The sequence below is a fragment of the Streptomyces sp. NPDC058274 genome, assembly GCF_042881375.1.
In the GTDB taxonomy this organism is placed as follows: domain Bacteria; phylum Actinomycetota; class Actinomycetes; order Streptomycetales; family Streptomycetaceae; genus Streptomyces.
The window spans coordinates 66,676-88,695 of the sequence record NZ_JBHVXW010000021.1 but is presented as its reverse complement, the minus strand read 5'-3'; the positions used below and the strand labels follow the sequence as shown (position 1 = coordinate 88,695).

Here is a 22,020-nt window from a genome sequence, read left to right as displayed (position 1 = left end):
ACACCGGACGGGCTAGAAGCGCTCCAGTACGGCCGTCACGCCCTGGCCGCCCGCCGCGCAGATGGAGATCAGGCCCCGGCCTGGGGTGTTCCGCTCGGCCAGGAGCTGGGCGAGGGTGGCGACGACGCGGGCGCCGGTGGCGGCGAAGGGGTGGCCGGTGGCCAGGGAGGAGCCGGCGACGTTGAGGCGGGCGCGGTCCACCGGGGCGAGGCCGCGCTTCTCCCAGGCCGCGAGGGTGGCGAGGACCTGGGAGGCGAACGCCTCGTGGATCTCGACGAAGTCGAAGTCCTCGATGCCGAGTCCGGTCCGTTCCAGCATGCGCGGCACGGCGTGCGCGGGCGCCATCAGCAGGCCGTCCGCACCGCCCGCCACATCGCCCTCGACGAAGTCGACGGCGGCGGTCTCGTACGCGGTCAGATACGCCTGCGGTGTCAGGCCCCGGGCCGCGGCCCACTCGTCGCTCGCCAGCAGCACGACCGCCGCGCCGTCCGTGAGCGGCGTCGAATTCCCGGCTGTCATGGTCGGGTTGGGGCCGTCGATGCCGAACACCGGCTTCAGGGCGGCGAGTTGGGCGGCGGTCGAGCCCGGGCGCAGGTTCTGGTCGCGGTCCAGGCCGCGGAAGGGCACCACCAGGTCCTGGAAGAAGCCACGTTCGTACGCCGCCGCCAGCCGCTGGTGACTCGTCGCCGCGAGGTCGTCCTGGGCCTCGCGGGTCACGCCCCACGCGCGTGCGGTGACGGCGGCGTGCTCGCCCATCGACAGGCCGGTGCGCGGCTCGGCGTTGCGCGGGATGTCGGGGACGAGGTGGGCGGGGCGGATACGGGCCAGCGCCCGCAGCCGCGCTCCCGCCGACTTCGCGCGGCGCACCTCCAGGAGGATGCGGCGCAGTTCGTCGTTGACGCCGAGGGGTGCGTCGCTGGCCGTGTCGGCGCCGCCCGCGACCGCGGACCCGGTCTGACCGAGGGCGATCTTGTTGGCGGCGGCGATCACCGCTTGCAGTCCGGTGCCGCAGGCCTGCTGGATGTCGTACGCCGGGGTGCGGGCGTCGAGGCGCGAGCCGAGGACGGTCTCGCGGGCGAGGTTGAAGTCGCGGGCGTGCTTGAGGACGGCCCCGGCGACCAGCTCGCCGACCGCTTCCGGCTCGTCGAGGCCGAACCGCTCGGCCAGGCCGTCGACCGCGGCGGTCAGCATCTCCTGGTTGGAGGCGGTCGCGTACGGGCCGTCGGAACGGGCGAACGGGACACGGGTACCGCCGACCACCGCGACCGGGCGCACCTGCGCCGGTGCGAGGCGTGCCGCGGCCTGCGCCCCGGCTGGACTGTGGGTGCTCATCTCGACCTGCTCCTGACCCTGCCGTAGCATTACCGCCGGTAACCTTACTCTGGAGTAAATTTACGTCCGAGCTGGGAGTTGGACAATGGCCGACCGCTATCTGGGCTTCGCCGGCACCGCGCCCGGCCGCTTTCTGACCCGTCGGCTCGGGTTGCCGCAGCCGACGGCCCTGCGCCGCTGGTCGGCCGAACGGCCCGTGCTGGAAGGGCCGTTGCTGCATCTGACGGCCGGTGCGTCGGGGCTCGACCTGGAGAAAGTACTCGCGCGTACGGGCCTGGAGGTACGCACGGCTGCCACCGGCGCCGACCGGCCCGCCGCCCTCGTACTGGATGCCACCGGTGTCGCCGGCGTCGAGGGGCTGGCCGAGGTGCACGCGGCGCTGCATCCCGTGGTGCGCTCGGTCGCCGGGAGCGGGCGGATCGTGGTGCTCGGTACGCCGCCCGACCCCGCCGACCACCACCGGGCCGCGGCCCAGCAGGCGTTGGAGGGGTTCGTCCGCTCGCTGGGCAAGGAGATCGGGCGGGGGCGCACGGTCACGCTGGTACGGCTCACCGACGCCGGTGCCGGGACGGCTCCCGCCGCGGCCGAGTCGACGCTGCGCTTCCTGCTCTCTCCCAAGTCCGCGTACGTCAGCGGGCAGGTGATCGAGGTCGGTGCCTGCGAGGTGACCGCGCCGGCGGACTGGGCGCGACCGCTCGCGGGGCGCACCGCGCTGGTCACCGGCGCCGCGCGCGGAATCGGCGAGGCGGTCGCCGAGACGCTGGTCCGGGACGGGGCGCGGGTGGTGTGCCTCGACGTGCCGGCGGCGGCGGACGACCTCGCGCGGGTGGCGGAACGGCTCGGGGGCGCGGACGTCGCGCTGCCGCTCGCGCTGGACATCACGGCCGGGGACGCGGGTGAGCGGATCGCCGCCGCGGTGCCGGACGGGCTGGACGTCCTGGTCCACAACGCCGGGATCACCCGGGACCGGCGGCTCGCCAACATGCCCGCGGAGCGGTGGAGTCCGGTACTTGAGGTGAACCTCGCGAGTGTGCTCCGTACGACGGACGCGCTGCTGTCCGCCGGTGCGCTGCGCGCCGGCGGGCGGGTCGTCGCCACCGCGTCCATCGCCGGGATCGCGGGCAACGCCGGGCAGACGAACTACGCCGCCGCCAAGGCGGGCATCGTAGGACTCGTCCGGTCGCTGGCGCCGCGGGCGCTCGCCGAGCACGGGGTCACCGTCAACGCGGTGGCCCCCGGTTTCATCGAGACCAGGATGACCGCGGCGGTGCCGCTGCTCATCCGTGAGGCCGGGCGGCGGATGAACTCCCTCGGGCAAGGGGGGCTGCCGGTCGATGTCGCCGAGACGACTGCCTGGTTCGCCCACCCCGCCTCCGGGGGCGTCAACGGGCAGGTCGTACGGGTGTGCGGGCAGAGTCTCCTCGGAGCGTAGGGCTTGGGCGCCCGGCATCGCGGCGGGGCGGGTCCGGTCCCGTACCTGCGTGGGCACCCTTCGCTGGTGCCGGCGCCCGGGTGGGCCCGGTCCCCTACCTGCATGGGCACCCGGCGCGGGTGCCGGCGCCGGGGTGGGCCCGGTCCCCTACCTCCGCTCGACCGGGGGGGACCCCCATCGCCCCCAGCGGCACGCATGCCCGCAGCTATGACCGTTGACCCCAACCCACCAGGAGACCCCATGGACACTCGCACGTTCGTCGCCCCGCCCGCTCTTGCGCCGGTTCTTCTGGGAGGAGCCCTGCTTTCGCCGTTCAAGCGCCCCCGCCCCGGCGGGGATGCGGACGTGCCGCGGACGAGGCTGGTGCTGGGCGGGGTTCGGATCGATCTCGCGCGGCTGGCGGCGTATGAGCGGGTGTGCGGGTTCGCCACCGGCGCGGACGCGCTGCCGGTCACGTATCCGCACGTCCTCGGGTTCCCGCTGGCGATGCGGCTGATGGCGGCCAGAACGTTCCCCCTGCCGCTGCTGGGCCTGGTCCACACCTCGGTCGAGATCACCCGGCACCGCGGCCTGGCGGCGACCGGGGAGTACGAACTCGCCGTCCACGTCGCGGAGTTGACCCCGCACAGACGGGGGACGGAGGCCGTCGTCGTCACCGAGATGAGCGCCGGTGACCGGGTCGTATGGGAGTCGCGGAGCACGTATCTGGCCCGGCATCGGACGACGGAGGCTCCCCGGCCCGAGCGGGACACGCAGGCGCGTGAACCGGCGCGTGCGATCACCCCATCGCGTCCGCGTGAACCCGCACCCGCGATCGCCCCATCGCCACCGCAAGAACCCTCACCCGCGATCACCACATCGCCACCGCATGAACCCGCACCCGCGATCGCCACCTGGCGGCTCGGCAAGGACGTCGGACGGCGCTACGCCGTGGTGTCGGGGGACCGCAACCCCATCCATCTCCACCCCCTCACCGCCCGCCTCTTCGGCTTTCCGCGGGCCATCGCCCACGGCATGTGGACCGTCGCCCGCTGCCTCGCGGAACACCCCGCCGACGGCCCCGTACACGTCCGCGCCGAGTTCAAGGCGCCGGTTCTCCTCCCGAGCACGGTCACGTACGCCGCGAAGGGCCCGGCCTTCGAACTCCGCGGCGGGCAGCGCCTGCACCTCACCGGGGAGGTGCGGTCGCTCCCCGGTGAGGTGGGGTGAACAGCGCTCCGGCACCGGGACGGCCGGGCCCGACGGCGACCAGCAGGGCGGCTATCGGTCCTGCTGCGACGGAGACCAGGCGCGGCCCTCCATGAGCTGGCCCAGGCCCGCCCAGGCGAAGTTCATCAGGGTCGCCGCGGCCTGCTTGGCGGAGACGCCGGGGGTGACGTTGGCCCACTCCGCGAGGGACTCGGCGGCACCGACCAGGGCCTCGGCGAGCCCGGCGACCTCACGCTCGGGCAACGACGGGTCGCGGTGCGCCTCGCGCGCGGCGGTCACGATCAACTGCGTGACGAACGCGACGAGTTCCTCCCGCATGGCGGTGACCTCGGCCGCGAACGGCTCCCCGTGCGTACGGGCCTGACGGTGCAGCACGGACCAGCCGTCCTGGTGGTGCGCGGTGTGCGTGAAGAACGCCCGCAGGCCTTCCCAGAGTTGGCGGTCGGCGGGCAGGGCCGGCTGGACGCCCGCGCGCACGGCCGCGGTCAATGCGGCCGCCTCGCGGCGAATGCAGGCGGTGAAGAGGTCTTCCTTCGAGTTCAGGTACAGATAGACCAACGGCTTGGAGACGCCCGCCAGATCGGCGATCTCGTCCATCGACGCGGCCCGGTACCCCCGCTGCCCGAAGGTCCGTACGGCGGCGTCGAGCATCTGCTGCTCCCGCACCGCACGCGGCATCCGCTTGTTCTTCACAGCACCCATACGGTCAAGCGTAGGCCTGAGCTTCGGGCCGGCGGACTCGTCCGTATCCGCGAACGCGCCGGACACCGCCTCTCGCGCCGAACGGCGAGCCGGAGGCGACCGTTACGAGGCCTGGCCCGAAGTGGCCTGGCCGTGCGGCTGCGACTGGGGCTGCGGCTGCGGCCGGGCGCTGTCGTCCACGGCGTCCTCCTGGCTGCGGTTCGCCTCCAGGTTCGCCTTGGCGCGGTCGACCCGGGCGACGACCTGGGCCGAGGCACGGTCGCGCTCCTTGCGCAGCACGACGAAGCTGATCGGCGCGGAGATCACCAGGGAGAGCAGGACGATCCACATGTAGTTGGAGTCGCCGAGGCCGCGGGGGGCGACTCCGGAGTAGACGAGACCCCAGACGACCACGAAGCAGCCTGCGAGGATCCCAAGGCGCATCAGTGTGTAGCGGAGCATCTCAATCCACTCTTCCCGTCCGAACCGTTCCCAAAGGGCACCGTCCAGTGAAGCACGCCGGAAGGGCGATCTTGCAGGGGGGCCTCAGTCGCGGAGTCCGAGCGGCAGCAGCATCGTGACGTCGTCGCGGTCGTCGCCGGGCGCGACCCGGATCGCGCCGGGCACCCGGCCGACCTCCTTGTAGCCGCAGGAGGCGTAGAAGCGCTCCAGGCCCTCCCCGCCGCGGCAGGTGAGCCGGATCGCCTCGATCCCGTCGAGGGAAGCGGCGGCCTGCTCGGCGGCGGCCAGCAGATCACGCCCGTACCCCTTGCCCTGGTGCCGCGGATGCACCATCACCGTGTACAGCCACAGCCAGTGCCGCATCAGCCGGTGCGTGTTGAGGCTGAGGAACGCGGTGGCGGCGACGGCGCCCGCCTCGTCGAGGCCGACGAGGAGGCGCGTGCGCCGCTCGGTCATCGCCGCGAGGTGCTTGACCCACTCGGGCCGGATGTCCTCGACCCCGACCGGCGGTACGAAGCCCACGGAGCCGCCCGCGTTCGAGACGTCCGTCCACAGCGCGAGCACGCCGTCACGGAGCTCCGGACCGACGGGCGGGTCCAGTCGGAAGTGCAGGGCCATCGTGCGGTCAGACGCGCATCGGCTGCGGCGACTCCCGCCGCGCCGGGTCGGGACCGTCGTACTCGCGGATGATCTCGTAGCGCGTGTTCCGCTCGACCGGGCGGAAGCCGGCGTCGCGGATCAGGTCGAGGAGGTCCTCGCGGGTCAGCTTGTTCGGGGTGCCGTAGTTGTCCGCGTCGTGCGTGATCTTGTACTCGACGACCGAGCCGTCCATGTCGTCGGCGCCGTGCTGGAGGGCGAGCTGGGCGGTCTGGACGCCGTGCATGACCCAGAAGACCTTGACGTGCGGCACGTTGTCGAAGAGGAGGCGCGAGACCGCGAAGGTCTTGAGGGCCTCGGCACCTGTCGCCATCGTCGTACGCGCCTGGAGGCGGTTGCGGACCTTGCCGTCCTTCACGTCCACGAAGTCGTGCTGGTAGCGCAGCGGGATGAAGACCTGGAAGCCGCCGGTCTCGTCCTGGAGTTCACGCAGCCGCAGCACGTGGTCCACACGGTGGCGCGGCTCCTCGATGTGGCCGTACAGCATCGTGCACGGGGTCTTGAGACCCTTCTCGTGCGCGAGGCGGTGGATGCGCGACCAGTCCTCCCAGTGGGTGCGGTGGTCGACGATGTGCTGGCGGACCTCCCAGTCGAAGATCTCCGCGCCGCCGCCGGTGAGGGACTCCAGACCGGCGTCGATCAGCTCGTCGAGGATCTCGGAGGCGCTGAGCCCCGAGATCGTCTCGAAGTGGTGGATCTCGGTCGCCGTGAACGCCTTCAGCGAGACGTCCGGGAGGGCCTTCTTCAGCTCGCTGAGCGAGCGGGGGTAGTAGCGCCACGGCAGGTTCGGGTGCAGGCCGTTGACGATGTGCAGCTCGGTGAGGTTCTCGCCCTCCATCGACTTGGCGAGGCGGACGGCCTCCTCGATGCGCATCGTGTACGCGTCCTTCTCGCCCGGCTTGCGCTGGAACGAGCAGTACGCGCACGACGCGGTGCACACGTTCGTCATGTTGAGGTGGCGGTTGACGTTGAAGTGGACGACGTCGCCGTTCTTCCTCGTCCGCACCTCGTGGGCGAGACCGCCGAGCCAGGCCAGATCGTCCGACTCGTAGAGCGCGATGCCGTCCTCGCGGGTCAGCCGCTCACCGGCCCGGACCTTGTCCTCCAGCTCGCGCTTGAGCCCGACATCCATGCGTGTACCTCTCCCTGTGGACGAACCCTGACAACCGTACGCCTAGCCGCGCGGCCTTCCCCAAGCAGGCGGCTACTCCTCCTCGGGCAGCTCTCCCACCCGGTTCTCCCACTTGGTGGAGAGCACGATGGTCGTACGGGTCCGGGAGACCCCCTTGGTCCCGGACAGCCGCCGGATCGTCTTCTCCAGCTCGTCCACGTTGCCCGAGCGCACCTTGAGCATGAACGAGTCGTCGCCGGCGATGAACCAGCAGTCCTCGATCTCGCTGAGGTCCTTCAGCCGGTGGGCCACGTCCTCGTGGTCGGCGGCGTCGGAGAGCGAGATGCCGATCAGGGCGGTGACGCCGAGACCGAGCGAGGCGGAGTCGACCGTCGCGCGGTAGCCGGTGATGACCCCGGCGGCCTCCAGCCGGTTGATGCGGTCGGTGACACTGGGTCCCGACAGGCCGACGAGGCGTCCCAGCTCCGCGTAGGAGGCCCGGCCGTTCTCTCTCAGAGCCTGGATGAGCTGCCTGTCCACCGCGTCCATGCGATCGATAGCCTTCCGCTGAAGAAATCCTGAAGGTACTGAAAGTCCTGAAAGTAATGGCCTACGTGCTGTGCTCAGGTGGTGCCGCGGGAACCGCCGCCGAGTTCGCCCTCCCAGCGGCGGTAGAGCCGGTGCTCGACGCCCGCCGCGTCGAGGACCCGCCCGGCGACGAAGTCCACCAGGTCCTGAATGTGCGTGGCGCCCGCGTAGAACGCCGGTGAGGCGGGGAGCACGACCGCGCCCGCTTCGTCCAGCGTGACGAGATGCTTCAGCGTCTGCCCGTTCAGCGGGGTCTCGCGGACGGCGACGACCAGCTTGCGTCCCTCCTTGAGGGTCACGCTCGCCGCCCGCTGGAGCAGGTCCTTGGAGAGCCCGAGGGCGACTCCGGCGACGCAAGCCGTCGAGGCGGGCACGATGATCATCCCCTTCGAGGGGTACGAGCCGGAGGACGGTCCGGCCGCCAGATCCCCCGCGCTCCAGTGCCGTACGGCGTCGATACGTCCCGTGAACGCCTCGAAGGTGCCGGGCTTGCCGTCGGCACCCCGGGCCAGCCACTCCCGCAGGTCGGACTGCCAGTGCGCGTCCCGGAAGGCGAGGCCCGTCTCGTCGAGCAGGGTCAGCCGGGAGGCACGGGAGACCACCAGGTCGACGCTCTCGCCGGCCGCCAGGAGGGCACGCAGAACGGCCGCCGCATACGGGGTTCCGGACGCGCCGGAGACCCCCACGATCCAAGGCCGACGCTGTGTTTCTCCTGCGTTCACACCTTGAGCCTACCGGCGGGGACCCAGGGGCGGTGCGTCAGGAGTTCGGGTCCACCGGAAGGACGGCGGTGTCGATGACGAGAGACCCGATCTTGGTCTCCACGGCAACCTCACCCCCGTACCGGAAGGTGTCCCGCTCCAGGTAGCCGCTATTCAGACGGTCAGACCCCGAACCAGCAGATCAAGCAACGCACACACGAACAGGCGACCCCGGTGCAGCCGTTGACGTCGAGGCGCGCGGGCTCAGCGGCGCGTCCTCGGCACGTCCGGTTCCGCGCCGTCGGCGTCGGTCGCTTCGGCGTCCTCGGCGTCCTCGGTGTCCGGTGCCGGGATGCGCAGGCCCCGGGACTCGGCGACGCGCAGAGCATCGCCGAGGCACTCCGCGAGCCGGATCGCGGCATACCGCACTTCGGCGTACGGGGACATGAGGTCCTCCAGCACCTGCCGGGCGTGCCCGAGCGCCTCCCCGCCCGCTGCCAGTTGCCGGGCCTCGGTCGCGTCGGCGAGGCGCGAGAGGTACCCGCCCGCGCTGCCGGTCGACAGATGGCACGGCTTCCCGTCCGGGGACAGCCAGGGCAGGAGGCGCAGCATCGTCTGCTCCCGTGCCGGTTCCAGGTGCTCCATCAGGCGGCCGCCTTCTCCGCACCGATCAGATGCAGGTCGAGGTCGATACCGAAGTCGGCGGCGAGCACCAGGGCGGTACGGCGGCGCTGTTGACGGGCGCGTTCCTGATCGAGGGCGGTGAGGTACGGGCGGACGAGACGGCTCGCGGCGCCGTCGAGCGGGAGGTCGAGGCCGTAGGAGGAGCGGTGGAGGGGGAGGCAGGGTGGTGCCGGCCGGTGCCGTACGGCCGCGCGCCGGGAGAGGGCCGGCCGTCGCGGGCCCGCGCGATGGGTCCCGGTGCCGGGGGCGAGCAGAAGGCTCAGTCGGTGGACGGTACGGCGGATAAGGTTGCGCATGTCGACGCTCCTAAGCAGCGTTGGCCGTGCCCCGGGGCCCTGCCAGGCCGCCGGGGTCTGTGGTTTCAAGAGGCTACCTTGCCTTAGGAAGCGTTAGGTAGCAATAGGAAGCATCCGGTTGTTGCCACATGTGGTGAGTCGCTATAGGGCGCCTTAGCGTGCATATATGGCTGATGACCGCGAGTGGAGACCCGACCCGAAAAGCCACGTCTACGTGTATCTCCAGGTTGTGCACCACGTCGCCGAGCAGATCCGCTCGGGACGCCTGCCCGCAGGAGCCAGACTTCCGGCTGAACGTGACCTCGCCGACCAGTACGGCGTAGCCGTCAACACCATCCGCCGGGCCGTCCGCGACCTCCGCGATCAGGGTCTCGTCATCACGGTCCCCATCAAGGGCACCTTCGTCCGCGCCGAACGGCTAGAGGACGAAAGCGCCGACTGACGGCCCCCGCACGCGCAAGGGCGCCATCCGCGTCCGCTCAATCGCCGACGATCTCCAGCAACGGCAGACCGTCCACGATCCTCGTCCTCTCCAGGCTGACCGTCACGATGCGCTTCAGCGAGGTGACCTCTCCAAGTCGTCCCCGGCCGATGAGGTAGAAGCTGTGGTCCTCCGCCTGCACCGGATCGTCGGCGGGGCGCCGTTGCCGTCCGGGGTTCGGCAGCTCACCAAGCTGCTCCTTCTTCTTGGCATTGATGCCGATTACCGGCTGCCCGCCGGACTGATGCTCTTGACCTGTCCGTTGATGTAACGGAACGGCGCGTCCCGGTCAGGGTGCTGCTTACCCTCCAACGTCTTGGCGCTGGCCTGCAGACTGAAGCCCTGCTCAGCAGCAGCCGGCCGACGGTCGGAGCGGGGACCGGTGCCCTTGCCCGGTCAGCTCCGCGGCGAGTTTGCGCAGGCTCTTGGTCGTCCAGCGTAGCGGCGACATGGGATCACCCCGCTCGTCCGGCTCCACCAGCTTCAGCAACGCAGGAATCAGAGACGGATCTTGTTCCTCGGCGGGCTTGCGGCCACCCGCGGGACGCCGAACGCACCCGTCCTGCAACGGATCCTCACCGGCCTCCAGCTCGAACTCCCCGTTGCGGACCGCGGTCTGGCTCACCCCGGCCAACCCGCGCCACGGCTCGTACCCACCGTGTCCGAGCCGTCGCGCCTCCTGCCCCAGCATCAGACGCCGCTGACGCTCGTTCAGGTGCGGCAACACGACCTGGAACCGCACCGCGAGCTGGTCCAGAACGTCGTCGGCGAAGCTCATACCAGAGCAACGGGCTTGCCCTATGGAAGAACCGGGTTGTTCCTTGACGGCTTCAGTGGACTCGGCACCTCTGCCAGAACGCGCCAAGGAAGACGGCCTCCGCCAGGGCGCCGTCGAGCAGGACGCACTCCGGGTTTGGCCTCGCGCATGGCACGCAGCAGACCACGGGCGCGGTCGGCAAGCAGATCGACGGCTGTCGTGTAGGCGTGGGCGGTGCCGACGGAGATGCCGAACCCGGCAGCGAGCTGGGCAAGGATGTCCTGCCGGCGCAGGTACACCGGGGCACGCTGGTGCGGTGGGAGCTTGCAGCGGCGGCCACCCTCGCGAGTGTCCCAGCCCGTGGGCCGCCGCCCTGGCCGTCCTGCGCGGGATAAGAGTCCCGCTCTGCTGCCCCTGGGGCTGAGTGGTGGGCGACCGGCTACGGGGCGAGTGAGGTAACTCACCCGCCTGCGCAGGAACCTTTCTTCATACGGTCTGTTCACACATCTTTCACAGCGGCTACTGTCCCGGTTCGCTGATCAAATTTGGCGTGAGGTCATGCGTGTGCCGCGCTGGGGAGCGCGGCTTCGTTCTGCCCGGATTTGACGGTTTGGTTCATTTAGCTGCTGCCTGTACGTGGTGCGGGGGCCTGGGGTGGGAGTTCGCGTGGCTGTTCGGCGTGCGCGCTTTGTTTCGGTCGGCGTTGCGAGCGCGGTGCTGGCGGGTTTGCTGTCGACGATGTCCGTGGTGTCGCCGCAGCAGGCGTCCGCGGCTGCTGATGATCCGACGCCGGTCGTGCCGTCGCAATCATTGGGGTCGGTTCCCGAGCAGCAGGCTGAAGAGGTGGGCAAGCCGCTGCCCTCGCCGAGTTGGCCGGGCGCCGCCGAGGCGACGGTGGATCTGTCGCAGGCGGGCCCGGGCGAGCCAGGCACGGTCACCGCATCGCCCTCTGCCTCGGCGTCTGCGGGTGAGGGCGACACGCAGGTCGGTGAGGTCGTCGAGGTGGCTCCGGCACCGAATACCGATACCGAAGACACCACGGCTCAACTGGCGGCTGAGCGGCTGGCGAAGGACGATCCCTCGCCGACTGCCGGAGCTTCAGCGAGCCCTGAGGCGAGGAGTTCATCGAGCCCTGATCCAGGTGGGAGCTCGTCAGCTGAGCCTTCGGCCCCGGCGTCGTCCGAGCCTGCTTCGGATCCGTCGTCGCCGGACGAGGTCGACGTGCAGGTGCTGGACCGCAAGGACGTGGCTCCGGTCGGCGGTGTCGGTCTGGGCCTGCAGGTCACCCGCACTGATGGGGTGGATGTTTCCGGGCAAGTGCAGGTCGGCATCGACTACTCGGGCTTCAAGTACGCCTACGGCGCCGATTTCGCCTCCCGGTTGCGGCTTGTGAAGTTGCCTGTATGTGCCCTGCAGACGCCGGAGGCGGAGGGCTGCGCGGACCGCGAGTTCGTGCCGGTCGACAACGACACCACTTCCGCCACGCTGACCGCAACTGTGACCGCGGCCGCCGACACGGATTCTGCGGGTGTCTCGACTCAATTGATGCGTGAAGCGGGAACCAGTGGCGTAAGCGTGTATGCCGTGACCACCGGTTCGTCCTCCGACCAGGGTGACTACCGGGCCTCGACGCTGTCGCCGGCCGGTTCGTGGGATGTGTCCACCGGGTCTGGTGCGTTCAACTACAACCTGCCGATCCAGCTGCCCAAGCCGCCGATGGGGGTGGCGCCGTCACTGTCCATGAGCTACAACTCGCAGTCGGTCGACGGCCGTACCTCCGCCTCCAACAACCAGGCCTCGTGGGCGGGCATGGGCTGGGACTTGAATGTCGGGTTCATTGAGCGCCGCTACCGCAACTGCACGCAGGACGGGCTGCCGACGATCGGCGACATGTGCTGGGACTCGCCGAACTCGGCCAAGGAGCCCGACGGCGCGGAGTACGTCATCAGCCTCAACGGCACCACCTCGGAACTGATCCAGGACAATACCGGCACCGGCTCCTACCACCTCAAGGACGACCCGGGCTGGCGGGTGCAGCGCCTGTTCAACGGCTATGGCGCGGGCCGCAACGGCGAGTACTGGGTGATCTCCACCCAGGACGGGCAGCGCTACTACTTCGGCTGGGGCCGTTCCGAGCGCACCGGCACCGCCACCGCATCCGTGTTCGCCGAGCCGGTGGTCGGCAACGACGCGGGCGAGCCGTGCCATGATCAGTTCCCCGAGCCGTGCACCCAGGCCTGGCGGTGGAACCTCGACCGGGCGGTGGACGCCAACGAGGTCGAGACCATGTACTTCTACGACAAGGAGTACAACCACTACCGCTCGGTCGCCAACAAGGACAAAGCCCGCGAGTACGTCTCCTCCGGTTATGTGAAGGAAATCCAGTACGGCTGGTCCTCGCAGATCCCCGACGGCAAACTCCCGGCCAAGGTCGAACTCAGCCACGTCAACCGGTGCATCCAACGCGTCCAGGAGAACGACCCCCTACGCGACGAGCCCGCCGCCTGCCCCACCTTCAAGGACAAGCCGACCTCATACCCGGACGTGCCCGTCGACCTGATGTGTGACGGCACGTCGGCGGACTACAACTGCGCGGGCAAGACGTACTACCCCACGTTTTTCTCCACCGACATGCTGTGGGACATCAAGACCTACGTCAGCGACCAGGACGGAACCGGCTGGGACCTGGTCGAGCAGTACCAGAACAAGTACGGCATGCCCAACCCGGACGGCACCATCGGCAAGACGCTGTGGCTGGACTACGTCCAGCGCAAGGCCTACGGCGGCGCTGGCGCCGCAGACGACATCGTCCTCCCGGTCATCAACTTCAACCGCATCGACCTGGACAACAAGGTCGGCTCCGCAGAACTCAACTTCCCCCGCATCCAGGAGATCCACGGCGACCTGGGAGCCACCACCACGGTCTCCTACGGCTTCGCCAACGCCTGCGACATCGACAACCTGCCCTCCCAGTCCTCGAACACCCAGGACTGCTACTGGCAGAAGTGGACGCCGGAGGGGGCCGCCGACGCCAAGACCGGCTGGTTCAAGAAATTCCTCGTCACCCAGGTGAAGGTCGACCCCACGGTCACCACCAACCAGGACGGTGCGCCCGTGATGACCACCTCGTACACGTACGAGGACGGAGCGGGCTGGCGGTTCACGAATGACCCGCTGACCAAGGACGAGGACGAGTCCTGGTCCGACTGGCGCGGATACCAGGAAGTCCAGATCACCACCGGCGCGGGCACCGGACAAAAGACGAACAAGTACTGGCTGTACCGGGGTCTGTCCGGCGACCGCACATCCAAGACCGATGCGTCGGCAACCAAGACAGTCACTGTCGACGACGGTGACGGCAACAACTACACCGACCACGCCTGGCTCGCCGGCCGCACCCTGTCGACCTCATTGCGAGACGATAAAAACGTCTCCCACGAGCGCACCTACCACTCCTACTGGGACCACAACACCGCCCAGTACGACGGCCTGCCCGACGCCCGCTTCGTCCGCGAGTCTAAAACCGTCACGAGCACCAAGATCAGCAGCGGCTGGCGCGAACACGTCGTGGAAAACGATTATGACGACACCGAAGAAGCCACCACTACCTTCGGCCTGCCCATGCGCACCGACGACTGGGGCGAGAGCAACGTCTCCGACAACCGCTGCACCACGTACGGCCGCGCCTACAACACCGACAACTACGACTCGACAGGCGCCCAGCGCTGGACCGTCCTGCAGGACCAGCTCAAGCACTACAAGGTCGGCTGTTCCAGCATCGCCGACAGCAACCAGGACACCTACACCTCTACCTTGTATGACGGCTCGGACAGCGTGGCCAACAACCATCCAGTCGACGGTAATCCCACCGAGCAGCGCACCTACACCAAGGCAGGCGCGTATCGCTCCATATGGAGCGGCTACGACAAGGCTGGCCGCATCTTGTGGAATGAAGACGGCAAACACAATCGCAGCACTATTGCATACAGCCCGACGAACACCTGGCCGCTGAACGGTATTACCTCCACCGGCCCGGATCCGGACGGAAGCGCGACTGCGCGTGGCCCACTGACCTCCACCCAATGGGTTTCGCGATATTGGGGCACGACGACCACCAGCAGAGATCCCAACGGCAATATCACTACGGTGACACTCGACTCAGCCGGGCGCCCCATCGAGGTGTGGAAGCCCACTGAGTCCGGCAACTCTCCGTCTGTGAAGGTCAGCTACACCGTCCCCACTTCCACCAACAGCGCCGGTGTGCCGGATTCGGTCGACGGCTACCCGCACGTGGCCACACACGTTCTGCAGTCGGGGACGACATACATCAACTCCCATTCCTACACCGACGGCCTGGGCCGGGACCGGGAAACCCAGGTCCCACTGCCGTCCGGCCTGGATGCAGGGACCAGTCAGATCGTTCCTTTTCGACAGGTCGCGGTCTCCAGATATGACTCAGCCGGCCAACTCACTGGGACTTCAGCAGTCTTCCGCAATCAAGGAACTGCCGGCTCCGGTGGCCCCTCCAGCCCGGAGCCGTCGGACCTGCCCTCCTACAACGACCTGGTCCTGGACTGGGCCGGCCGCACTGTCTCGTCACAGATCCAGGTCAACGGCACAGCCCAGCTCGCAGGCCGCGTCGACACCGCATACCTAGGTGACTACACGAGCATGACACCGCTCGGCAGCACAGCCACCGACACCTACACCGACGTGTACGGGCAGGTATCCAAGACCGTCGAGCACACCAAGAGCTCGGCCTACAGCACCGGATACGAATACACCGGCACGGGCGAACTTGCCCAGATCTCCGACCCACGCGGCAATACCACTCTCTACACCTATAACTGGGCCGGACAGCGCACGAGCGTGGATGACCCGGACGCTGGATTCTCCAGTACCGCGTACGACGAGAACGGGCAGGTCAGCCAGACCACCCTCACGGTCAACGGAATACAGACCGCCCGTACCTACAACTACGACAATCTAGGCCGCAAGACGTCCGTCCGCAGCGGCGCAGACGAGCTGACTGCCTGGGTCTGGGACGACCCTGCAATCCCCGGCAGCAAGGGGCGCATCACCTCGGTAGTAAATCGCGACGCGAGCGGCAACGCCTTCACGACCAAGGTCGGTAGGTTCGATGCCCGGGGCCGGGCCTTGAACACCACGATCACCCTTCCGGCTACCGTCAACGGCCTCGCCGGCGACTACACCACGTCCCTCACCTATGACGCAGCCGACCACGTCACCTCCGTCACCTACCCTCAGGCGGGCCACCTCGACGCGGAGACGGTGACCACCGCATACGACGAATACGGCCACCCCAGCCGGCTCACCAGCAGCCTGGGCAGCACTGTCTACGTCGACAAGACCGCCTACGACGCCTACGGCCGACTGGGCGAGCGTGATTACGGAGCGGCATCCGGCGGCAATGGCATTCAGGCCAAGCGTCAGTACACCTACGACGACAACAACGGCACCCGCTGGCTGAAGTCCATCGCCACGACCACCAGCATCCACGACCTAGTCAGTGAGGCACAGAAGGACAGCTACACCTATGACCTCACTGGCAAGCTCACCGAACTGCGCGAACAGGCCAGCGGCCAGACCGCTCAGTCCCAGTGCTTTCAGTACGACGACCAATCCCGCCTAACGCTCGCCTACACGCACACCACCGCCGGCATCTGCGCCGACACGACGAAGACCACCTCGGACTTCAGGGGCACCACCCCGTATCAGACCGCTTACACCTACGACCGTCTCGGCAACCTCCAGTCGGTCAGCGACACCGATTCAGCCAACAACACCGTCACCCGCGACTATCTCTACCCCGGCTACGACGACTCCGGCACCTGGACCGCAGCCAACGCTGATCAACCACACGGAGTCCGCAAGGTCAACAAGATCAGCGCAGGCACCACTACCACTGCTGGCACGTACACGTACTACTCCGACGGGAGCATGAAGCAACGCGTCGAGGCCGGTACGACGACCGACTACACCTGGACCAAGCTCGGACAACTCGCCACCGTCAAATCCACCAAGACCAGCGGCAGCGACCTGACCCGCTACGCCTACGACGGCGACGGCAGTCTTCTGGTCCGTACCACTCCACACGAGACTGTCGCCTACCTCGGCGGCACCGAACTGCACACAACTGACGGCACCAACATCACCGGGACGCGTTACTACACAGTCGGCGCAACAACAGTCGCCATGCGCACCACCGACGGCAACACCTCCAGCAACGGCAAGGTCACCTACCTGATGGGGGACACCCAGGCCTCCACTCAGCTCGCGGTCGACGCCGCCTCCGGCGCCTCAACCCGACGCCGCTACACCCCCTTCGGCGACGAACGCAGCGGCACCCTGCCCACGGGGACCGATCGGGGCTTCCTCGGCAAAAGCGAGGACACAAGCACCGGCCTCTCCCTCCTGGGAGCCCGCGCCTACGACCCTGTCCTCGGCCGCTTCCTCAGCCCCGATCCCATCAACACCCCTTACAGCCCGCAGAACCTGTCCTCCTACAGCTACAGCGACAACAACCCCATCTCCTACAGTGACCCGTCGGGTCTGCATCTCGCATGTGGCGGGAACGGTTCGGACACTCCGTGCCCGAAGAGCGACCCAAACGGAGATGGAATTCCCAACAAGCCATCCGGGACCCCGAGCAACAAAACAGGAAATCCGGACGGCCTCAAGGTCATCAATGACCCCGCGAAGCTCCCGGATCTTCCGAAGGATCTGCGTGACCTCCGCGCCTCCACCCAGTTCGAAACAGCCCTTCAGGTAATCAACAGCGAATACGAGAAGGGCGGAACTGGCTGGGATTCTCAGTATGCGCGATTCAATGCCATCGTTTCCCGCGTTGAAGTGACAGGGGAGGATGGCGCGACTGTGCAGCGAGTCATCGTCCTGCTGAGCAAAGGGAAGATGCCTGAGGGAGCATTGGAGGTGCTCGGCAAAGCGGGAATCCCTGTATTTCAGGTGAGAGCGACTGCCGGGCGAAAAGGTCAGGGGCACTCGGAAGGTGCCGGAGCGTCCCTACGTAAGAGTCCGGAGATGCAGGAACAGTTCCTTGGGGGCCAACTGGGTGAGGTGTCAACAGCATTGTCACCTAACACGATCTGTTCGGATGCATGCAGTGAAGACCTAACTGAATTCAGTGGGACGCGCATTCCAAAAGGTACGAACGGACTTATCGAAGGGCAGATTTATGACAAGGCCATGAAGGATCGACTCAACGATCAACTTGGCACTCGACGAGTCTTTCAACAGGTAATGAGAGCTGGAACATTTTTCGGAAGTTTCGGAATGGAGGAGGGGAGATCCGAGGAGGAACAGTAAAGGTCTCGAGAGTCTACTCATCGGGCCTCGCTCGCCGTGAATGGAAAGTTAAGGGAGAACTCCGTTTATGGTACCCTGGGGCAATGAACCTGGTTCGGGAACTGGAAGGGCTTGACCGCGTTCCGTGGGGGCGGTACGGCTGTGTCGAAATTCCCGCAGTGCTGCACGCATTGTCATCTGCGGACGCTGATCGATCTGACGAGGCCGTCGAAGAGCTCTATGGACTGCTACTGGATCAAGAGGCTGCTACTGCGGCTACGGTGCAAGTAGTTCCGTTCATTGCTCGGCTGGCTGCAGCCGGTTTCCGGACTTCCGGGTTGCTGTACCTGCTTGGGCGCATCGCTGCGATAGAGAACGAGGTTGACATTCCTCCCGGGGCTGCACGCGACGCGGTCGCCGAGCAACTCCCTCTGCTCTTGCCCCTGTTGGAACACAGTGACGTCGAAGTGCGGCAGCCTGCCGTCTGGGCGGTGGCTCACTGCCGCAAGCCGGAGGCGTCCTGGGAGGCGATGGCCACTCGCTGGGCGGTGGAACGTGAACCAGCAGTGCGCGCTGACTTGTTGTTCGGTTGCGTGCTGCTGGATCCGATGGCGACTCGACCCCTCGTAACTGAGGCTCTCCGTGCGGACCAGCACGACCAAGTTCGGATCGCGGCTCTCATTGCCGGCCTGGATGCTGGGCTCGCGTGGACTCGGCAGTCGGCCACGGCAGCAGTATCCCTTTTGCCGGCGAGTGACCGTATCGGCCGGACCCCGTGGCTCTACGACCCGTTTCCCGAAATCATCGAACGTCTCCTCGCGCGCCGCGAACTGAACAACGCCATCGATCTAGCCAACGCCGCACTGAACCTCACCGGCCCGAGGCACGCGGATGCTCGAAAAGAAGGCCTTTGGGGCGCTCGACTGATCGGAGACCAGCATCCGGAGGTTCGCGTCCGTTTGTTGCCTGCAATGCTCCCTCTCGTGGACGACCCCGAGACTGCGGTGGTAGGCCTTGTGACCCGATGGAGGAAGCACGACAGCGCCGTTGACCAGACCCTGGTGGACTTCGCGTCCCAGGAAGACCCCGTAGCCGCGGATCGCGCGCTGGCACTTTTGATCAGCACGGACGCTCCCCAGGCACCGTCTCTGCTCGCCCGGTACCTTCCGCAACGGCCCCGTGCCCTGGCGGCCACATCCATGTCCGAAGCCGGCGGCCGGATCCGCTATGTCCGTCCCATGGCCTGCGACCCGACACTCCTCAATGCGATCCGGGCACGCCTTGTCGAGGTGGATGTGAGCGAGGAGGAGGCCGGACACCTCCTGGGACTCCTTGGACACTGGGGACCTTCTGCACGCTCCGCGCTCCCCGAGTTGCTGACTGCTCTGCCCCGATTCCCCCTCCTGGTGCCCGGCGTCCTGGCCCTGGTCGCCATCGATACAGAGGCTGATCGCGCAGCCGCGGTCGAAGCGTTGCAAGCCGCAGCGCACCACACCGAGGGCGGCCCAACTGCGACCGAGGCCGTGCACAAGCTCACAGGAAAAGGTGCTTGATCACCCCGTGATGGTGGACAGAGTCGGCCGTCAGCGCGGCCTCTCATCCGGGACGATGCGGTTGTCTATGGGGTGCTGCGTAGCTTCGTAGGGGCGTTCACGAATGGGGCTGACCTGCGCTGTCGCGTGCCCACAGGGGTCGGGCGTCCTTTACGTGGTCACGCTGGCTACGCACCGTTGCTCACACCGACAACCCGCGCACCAGCAGATCAAGCAGCGCGCAGAGGAAGAGCGCGATGCCGATGAAACCGTTGACCTGGAAGAACGCGCGGTTGAGGCGGGACAGGTCGTGCGGGCGCACGAGGGAGTGCTCGTAGAGGAACGCGCCCGCCACGATCAGCAGACCGAGCCAGAAGAAGGCGCCGGCGCCGGTGACCACGCCGTACCAGACGAACAGCGCGGTGGTGACGGCGTGGCAGGCGCGGGCGCCCCAGATCGCGGCCGGGATGCCGAAGCGGGCCGGCACGGACAGGACGCCGATCTCGCGGTCCGTCTCGACGTCCTGGCAGGCGTAGATCAGGTCGAAGCCGCCGATCCAGATGCCGACGGCGAGACCGAGGATCACCGCGTTCCAGGACCACTCGCCGGAGATCGCCAGCCAGCCGCCGATCGGGCCCATCGCCTGGGCGAGACCCAGGATGGCCTGCGGGAAGTTCGTGAACCGCTTGCCGTAGGGATAGACGACCATCGGGATGACCGCGATCGGCGCGAGCGCCAGGCACAGCGGGTTGAGCAGGGCCGCGGCGCCCAGGAAGAAGACCAGGGCGACCAGCGCGCCGGTCCAGGCGTGCTTGACCGACACGGCGCCGGTGACCAGTTCGCGGTGGGCGGTGCGGGGGTTGCGGGCGTCGATCTCGCGGTCGATGATCCGGTTGGCGGCCATCGCGAAGGTGCGCAGGCCCACCATCGCGACCGTGACCAGCAGCAGCCGGCCCCAGTGGATGTTCTCGTCCCAGTCGAACATCGCGGTCAGCGCGGCGATGTAGGCGAAGGGCAGCGCGAACACCGAGTGCTCGATCATGACGAGGCGCAGGAACGCCTTGGTGCGGCCCGGCTGCGGGAGTGCCGCTGAAGCTGAACTCACCGTGCGTACTCCCTCATGCTGTTCAGGGACCTCACAGCCCGTACTCCTTCCAGCGGCGGTCGACCTTCGCCGCCGTCTCCGGGTCGGACAGCACCATCTCGGGCCAGCCGCCGTCCCGGGTGTAGCCCTCCTCGGGCCACTTCTTCGTGGCGTCGATGCCGGCCTTGCCGCCCCAGAACTGCTGGTAGGACGCATGGTCGAGATGGTCGACCGGGCCTTCGACGACGGAGAGGTCACGGGCGTAGTCCGTGTTGCCGAGCGCGCGCCACGCGACTTCGTGCAGATCGTGGACGTCGCAGTCGGCGTCGACGACCACGATCAGTTTCGTCAGGGACATCATGTGTGCCCCCCAGACGGCGTGCATCACCTTCTGGGCGTGCTTGGGGTACTTCTTGTCGATCGAGACGATCGCGCAGTTGTGGAAGCCGCCCGCCTCGGGGAGGTGGTAGTCCACGATGTCCGGGACGATGATCTTGAGGAGCGGGAGGAAGAAACGCTCCGTGGCCCGGCCCAGCGGCCCGTCCTCCGTCGGCGGCCGGCCGACGACGATGGACTGGAGCAGCGGCCGCTTGCGCAGGGTGACGCAGTCGATCGTCAGCGCCGGGAACGGCTCCTGCGGGGTGTAGAAACCGGTGTGGTCGCCGAACGGCCCCTCGGGGAGCATCTCGCCCGGTTCCAGCCAGCCTTCGATGACGACCTCGGCGTTCGCCGGCACCTGCAGCGGCACCGTCTTGCAGTCGACCATCTCGATCCGCTTGCCCTGGATGAACCCGGCGAAGAGGTACTCGTCGATGTCACCGGGCAGCGGAGCGGTCGCGGCGTACGTCACGGCGGGCGGGCAGCCGAAGGCGATGGCGACCGGCAGCCGCTCGCCCCTGCGCGCCGCGACCTGGTAGTGGTTGCGGCTGTCCTTGTGGATCTGCCAGTGCATGCCGATGGTGCGCTTGTCGTGGCGCTGGAGCCGGTAGAGCCCGAGATTGCGGATGCCGCTCTCCGGGTCCTTGGTGTGGGTCAGTCCCAGGTTGAAGAAGGAACCGCCGTCCTGCGGCCAGGTGAACAGCGCGGGCAGCTGGTCGAGGTCGACGTCCTCGCCGCGCAGCACGACCTCCTGGACCGGGGCGTCCTTCACCTTCTTCGGCGGTACGTGGGTCATCGCGCCGAGCTTGCCGAAGGCCTCGCGCACGCCCACGAAGCCCTGCGGCAGCTCGGGCCTGAGCAGGCCGCCGATCTTCTCGGAGATGTCGCCGTAGGACTTGAGGCCGAGGGCCTTGAGGAGGCGGCGGTCGGTGCCGAAGACGTTCATCGCGAGGGGCATCGCGGAGCCGCGCACGTTCTCGAAGAGGAGCGCGGGGCCCTGGGCCTTCTGCACCCGGTCGACGATCTCCCCCACCTCCAGATAGGGGTCGACCTCGGCCTTGATGCGCTTGAGGTCGCCCTCGCGCTCCAGCGCCCGGAGCAGGGAGCGAAGATCGTCGTAAGCCATGCGACCCAGTATCGCCGAGCCCGCCCCGCCGCCTGCGCGCGCCCCACCCGGGCGGGGGCCCGTGCGGGGTTCTCGCCCCCGCCGCCCCTACCCGTCCCGTCCCGGGGGCCGGCCCCCGGACCCCCGCTCCTCGAACGCCGGAGGGGCTGGATTCAGCACCCGCTACCCTGTGCGCGTCACCGG

General features: G+C 68.1%; 17 protein-coding genes and 2 pseudogenes. 5 read left to right on the top strand and 14 right to left on the bottom strand.

Annotation, left to right across the window (positions count from 1 at the left end; all coding sequences use genetic code 11):
- Window positions 1-12: 12 nt before the first annotated feature.
- Complete coding sequence (locus ACFVYF_RS31495) at window positions 13-1,332, bottom strand: acetyl-CoA C-acetyltransferase (RefSeq protein WP_389460850.1); 1,320 nt, start codon at window positions 1,330-1,332, stop codon at window positions 13-15.
- A gap of 85 nt (window positions 1,333-1,417) precedes the next feature.
- On the opposite strand from ACFVYF_RS31495, the gene ACFVYF_RS31490 reads away from it, so the two are divergent.
- Window positions 1,418-2,764: a 3-oxoacyl-ACP reductase gene (locus tag ACFVYF_RS31490; RefSeq protein WP_389460848.1), complete on the top strand. Its 1,347-nt coding sequence runs from the start codon at window positions 1,418-1,420 to the stop codon at window positions 2,762-2,764.
- A gap of 207 nt (window positions 2,765-2,971) precedes the next feature.
- Window positions 2,972-3,973, top strand: a complete 1,002-nt coding sequence (locus tag ACFVYF_RS31485; RefSeq protein WP_389460846.1) for a MaoC family dehydratase — start codon at window positions 2,972-2,974, stop codon at window positions 3,971-3,973.
- 51 nt (window positions 3,974-4,024) lie between these two features.
- Here ACFVYF_RS31485 and ACFVYF_RS31480 read toward each other — a convergent pair whose 3' ends face one another.
- From ACFVYF_RS31480 to ACFVYF_RS31445, 8 genes are all read right to left on the bottom strand, one after another.
- On the bottom strand, window positions 4,025-4,675 hold the full coding sequence (locus tag ACFVYF_RS31480; RefSeq protein WP_389460845.1) for a TetR/AcrR family transcriptional regulator: 651 nt from the start codon (window positions 4,673-4,675) through the stop codon (window positions 4,025-4,027).
- A gap of 102 nt (window positions 4,676-4,777) precedes the next feature.
- Complete coding sequence (locus tag ACFVYF_RS31475; protein WP_389460843.1) at window positions 4,778-5,116, bottom strand: DUF4229 domain-containing protein; 339 nt, start codon at window positions 5,114-5,116, stop codon at window positions 4,778-4,780.
- Window positions 5,117-5,200: 84 nt separating this feature from the next.
- Window positions 5,201-5,734: a GNAT family N-acetyltransferase gene (locus ACFVYF_RS31470; protein ID WP_389460841.1), complete on the bottom strand. Its 534-nt coding sequence runs from the start codon at window positions 5,732-5,734 to the stop codon at window positions 5,201-5,203.
- A 7-nt stretch (window positions 5,735-5,741) separates the two neighbouring features.
- Window positions 5,742-6,905 (bottom strand): aminofutalosine synthase MqnE, encoded by a 1,164-nt coding sequence (gene mqnE, locus ACFVYF_RS31465; RefSeq protein ID WP_389460839.1) that lies wholly within the window; start codon window positions 6,903-6,905, stop codon window positions 5,742-5,744.
- A 72-nt stretch (window positions 6,906-6,977) separates the two neighbouring features.
- Window positions 6,978-7,433, bottom strand: a complete 456-nt coding sequence (locus tag ACFVYF_RS31460; RefSeq protein WP_383282240.1) for an Lrp/AsnC family transcriptional regulator — start codon at window positions 7,431-7,433, stop codon at window positions 6,978-6,980.
- 74 nt (window positions 7,434-7,507) lie between these two features.
- Window positions 7,508-8,194, bottom strand: a complete 687-nt coding sequence (locus ACFVYF_RS31455; RefSeq protein WP_389460837.1) for a UbiX family flavin prenyltransferase — start codon at window positions 8,192-8,194, stop codon at window positions 7,508-7,510.
- Between the two features lie 243 nt (window positions 8,195-8,437).
- Window positions 8,438-8,818, bottom strand: coding sequence for a hypothetical protein (locus ACFVYF_RS31450; protein WP_389460835.1), 381 nt, complete (start codon window positions 8,816-8,818; stop codon window positions 8,438-8,440).
- Window positions 8,818-9,153 carry a hypothetical protein gene (locus ACFVYF_RS31445; protein ID WP_389460833.1) on the bottom strand — a complete coding sequence of 112 codons (336 nt, stop codon included), beginning with the start codon at window positions 9,151-9,153 and terminating at the stop codon, window positions 8,818-8,820. The genes ACFVYF_RS31450 and ACFVYF_RS31445 overlap by 1 nt, the downstream gene beginning before the upstream one ends.
- 166 nt (window positions 9,154-9,319) lie before the next feature.
- Between ACFVYF_RS31445 and ACFVYF_RS31440 the strand changes: the two genes are divergently transcribed.
- Window positions 9,320-9,595 (top strand): GntR family transcriptional regulator, encoded by a 276-nt coding sequence (locus ACFVYF_RS31440; RefSeq protein ID WP_389460831.1) that lies wholly within the window; start codon window positions 9,320-9,322, stop codon window positions 9,593-9,595.
- Between the two features lie 37 nt (window positions 9,596-9,632).
- On the opposite strand, the gene ACFVYF_RS31435 is transcribed toward ACFVYF_RS31440, so the two are convergent.
- The 3 genes and pseudogenes from ACFVYF_RS31435 to ACFVYF_RS31425 form a co-directional block, all read right to left on the bottom strand.
- Window positions 9,633-9,776, bottom strand: coding sequence for a hypothetical protein (locus ACFVYF_RS31435; protein WP_389460966.1), 144 nt, complete (start codon window positions 9,774-9,776; stop codon window positions 9,633-9,635).
- Window positions 9,753-10,412: pseudogene (locus ACFVYF_RS31430) on the bottom strand (ISAzo13 family transposase); the annotation flags it as partial. The pseudogene ACFVYF_RS31430 and the gene ACFVYF_RS31435, both read right to left, overlap by 24 nt.
- Before the next feature lie 82 nt (window positions 10,413-10,494).
- Window positions 10,495-10,741: pseudogene (locus ACFVYF_RS31425) on the bottom strand (transposase family protein); the annotation flags it as partial.
- 316 nt (window positions 10,742-11,057) lie between these two features.
- On the opposite strand from ACFVYF_RS31425, the gene ACFVYF_RS31420 reads away from it, so the two are divergent.
- Both ACFVYF_RS31420 and ACFVYF_RS31415 read left to right on the top strand, forming a co-directional pair.
- Entirely contained in the window at window positions 11,058-17,738 is a 6,681-nt protein-coding gene (locus ACFVYF_RS31420) for an RHS repeat-associated core domain-containing protein (protein ID WP_389460829.1), read from the top strand.
- A gap of 83 nt (window positions 17,739-17,821) precedes the next feature.
- Complete coding sequence (locus ACFVYF_RS31415; RefSeq protein WP_389460827.1) at window positions 17,822-19,270, top strand: hypothetical protein; 1,449 nt, start codon at window positions 17,822-17,824, stop codon at window positions 19,268-19,270.
- Between the two features lie 181 nt (window positions 19,271-19,451).
- On the opposite strand, the gene mqnP is transcribed toward ACFVYF_RS31415, so the two are convergent.
- Complete coding sequence (mqnP, locus tag ACFVYF_RS31410; RefSeq protein WP_389460826.1) at window positions 19,452-20,354, bottom strand: menaquinone biosynthesis prenyltransferase MqnP; 903 nt, start codon at window positions 20,352-20,354, stop codon at window positions 19,452-19,454.
- 31 nt (window positions 20,355-20,385) lie between these two features.
- Complete coding sequence (locus ACFVYF_RS31405) at window positions 20,386-21,837, bottom strand: menaquinone biosynthesis decarboxylase (protein WP_389460824.1); 1,452 nt, start codon at window positions 21,835-21,837, stop codon at window positions 20,386-20,388.
- Between the last annotated feature and the right edge of the window lie 183 nt (window positions 21,838-22,020).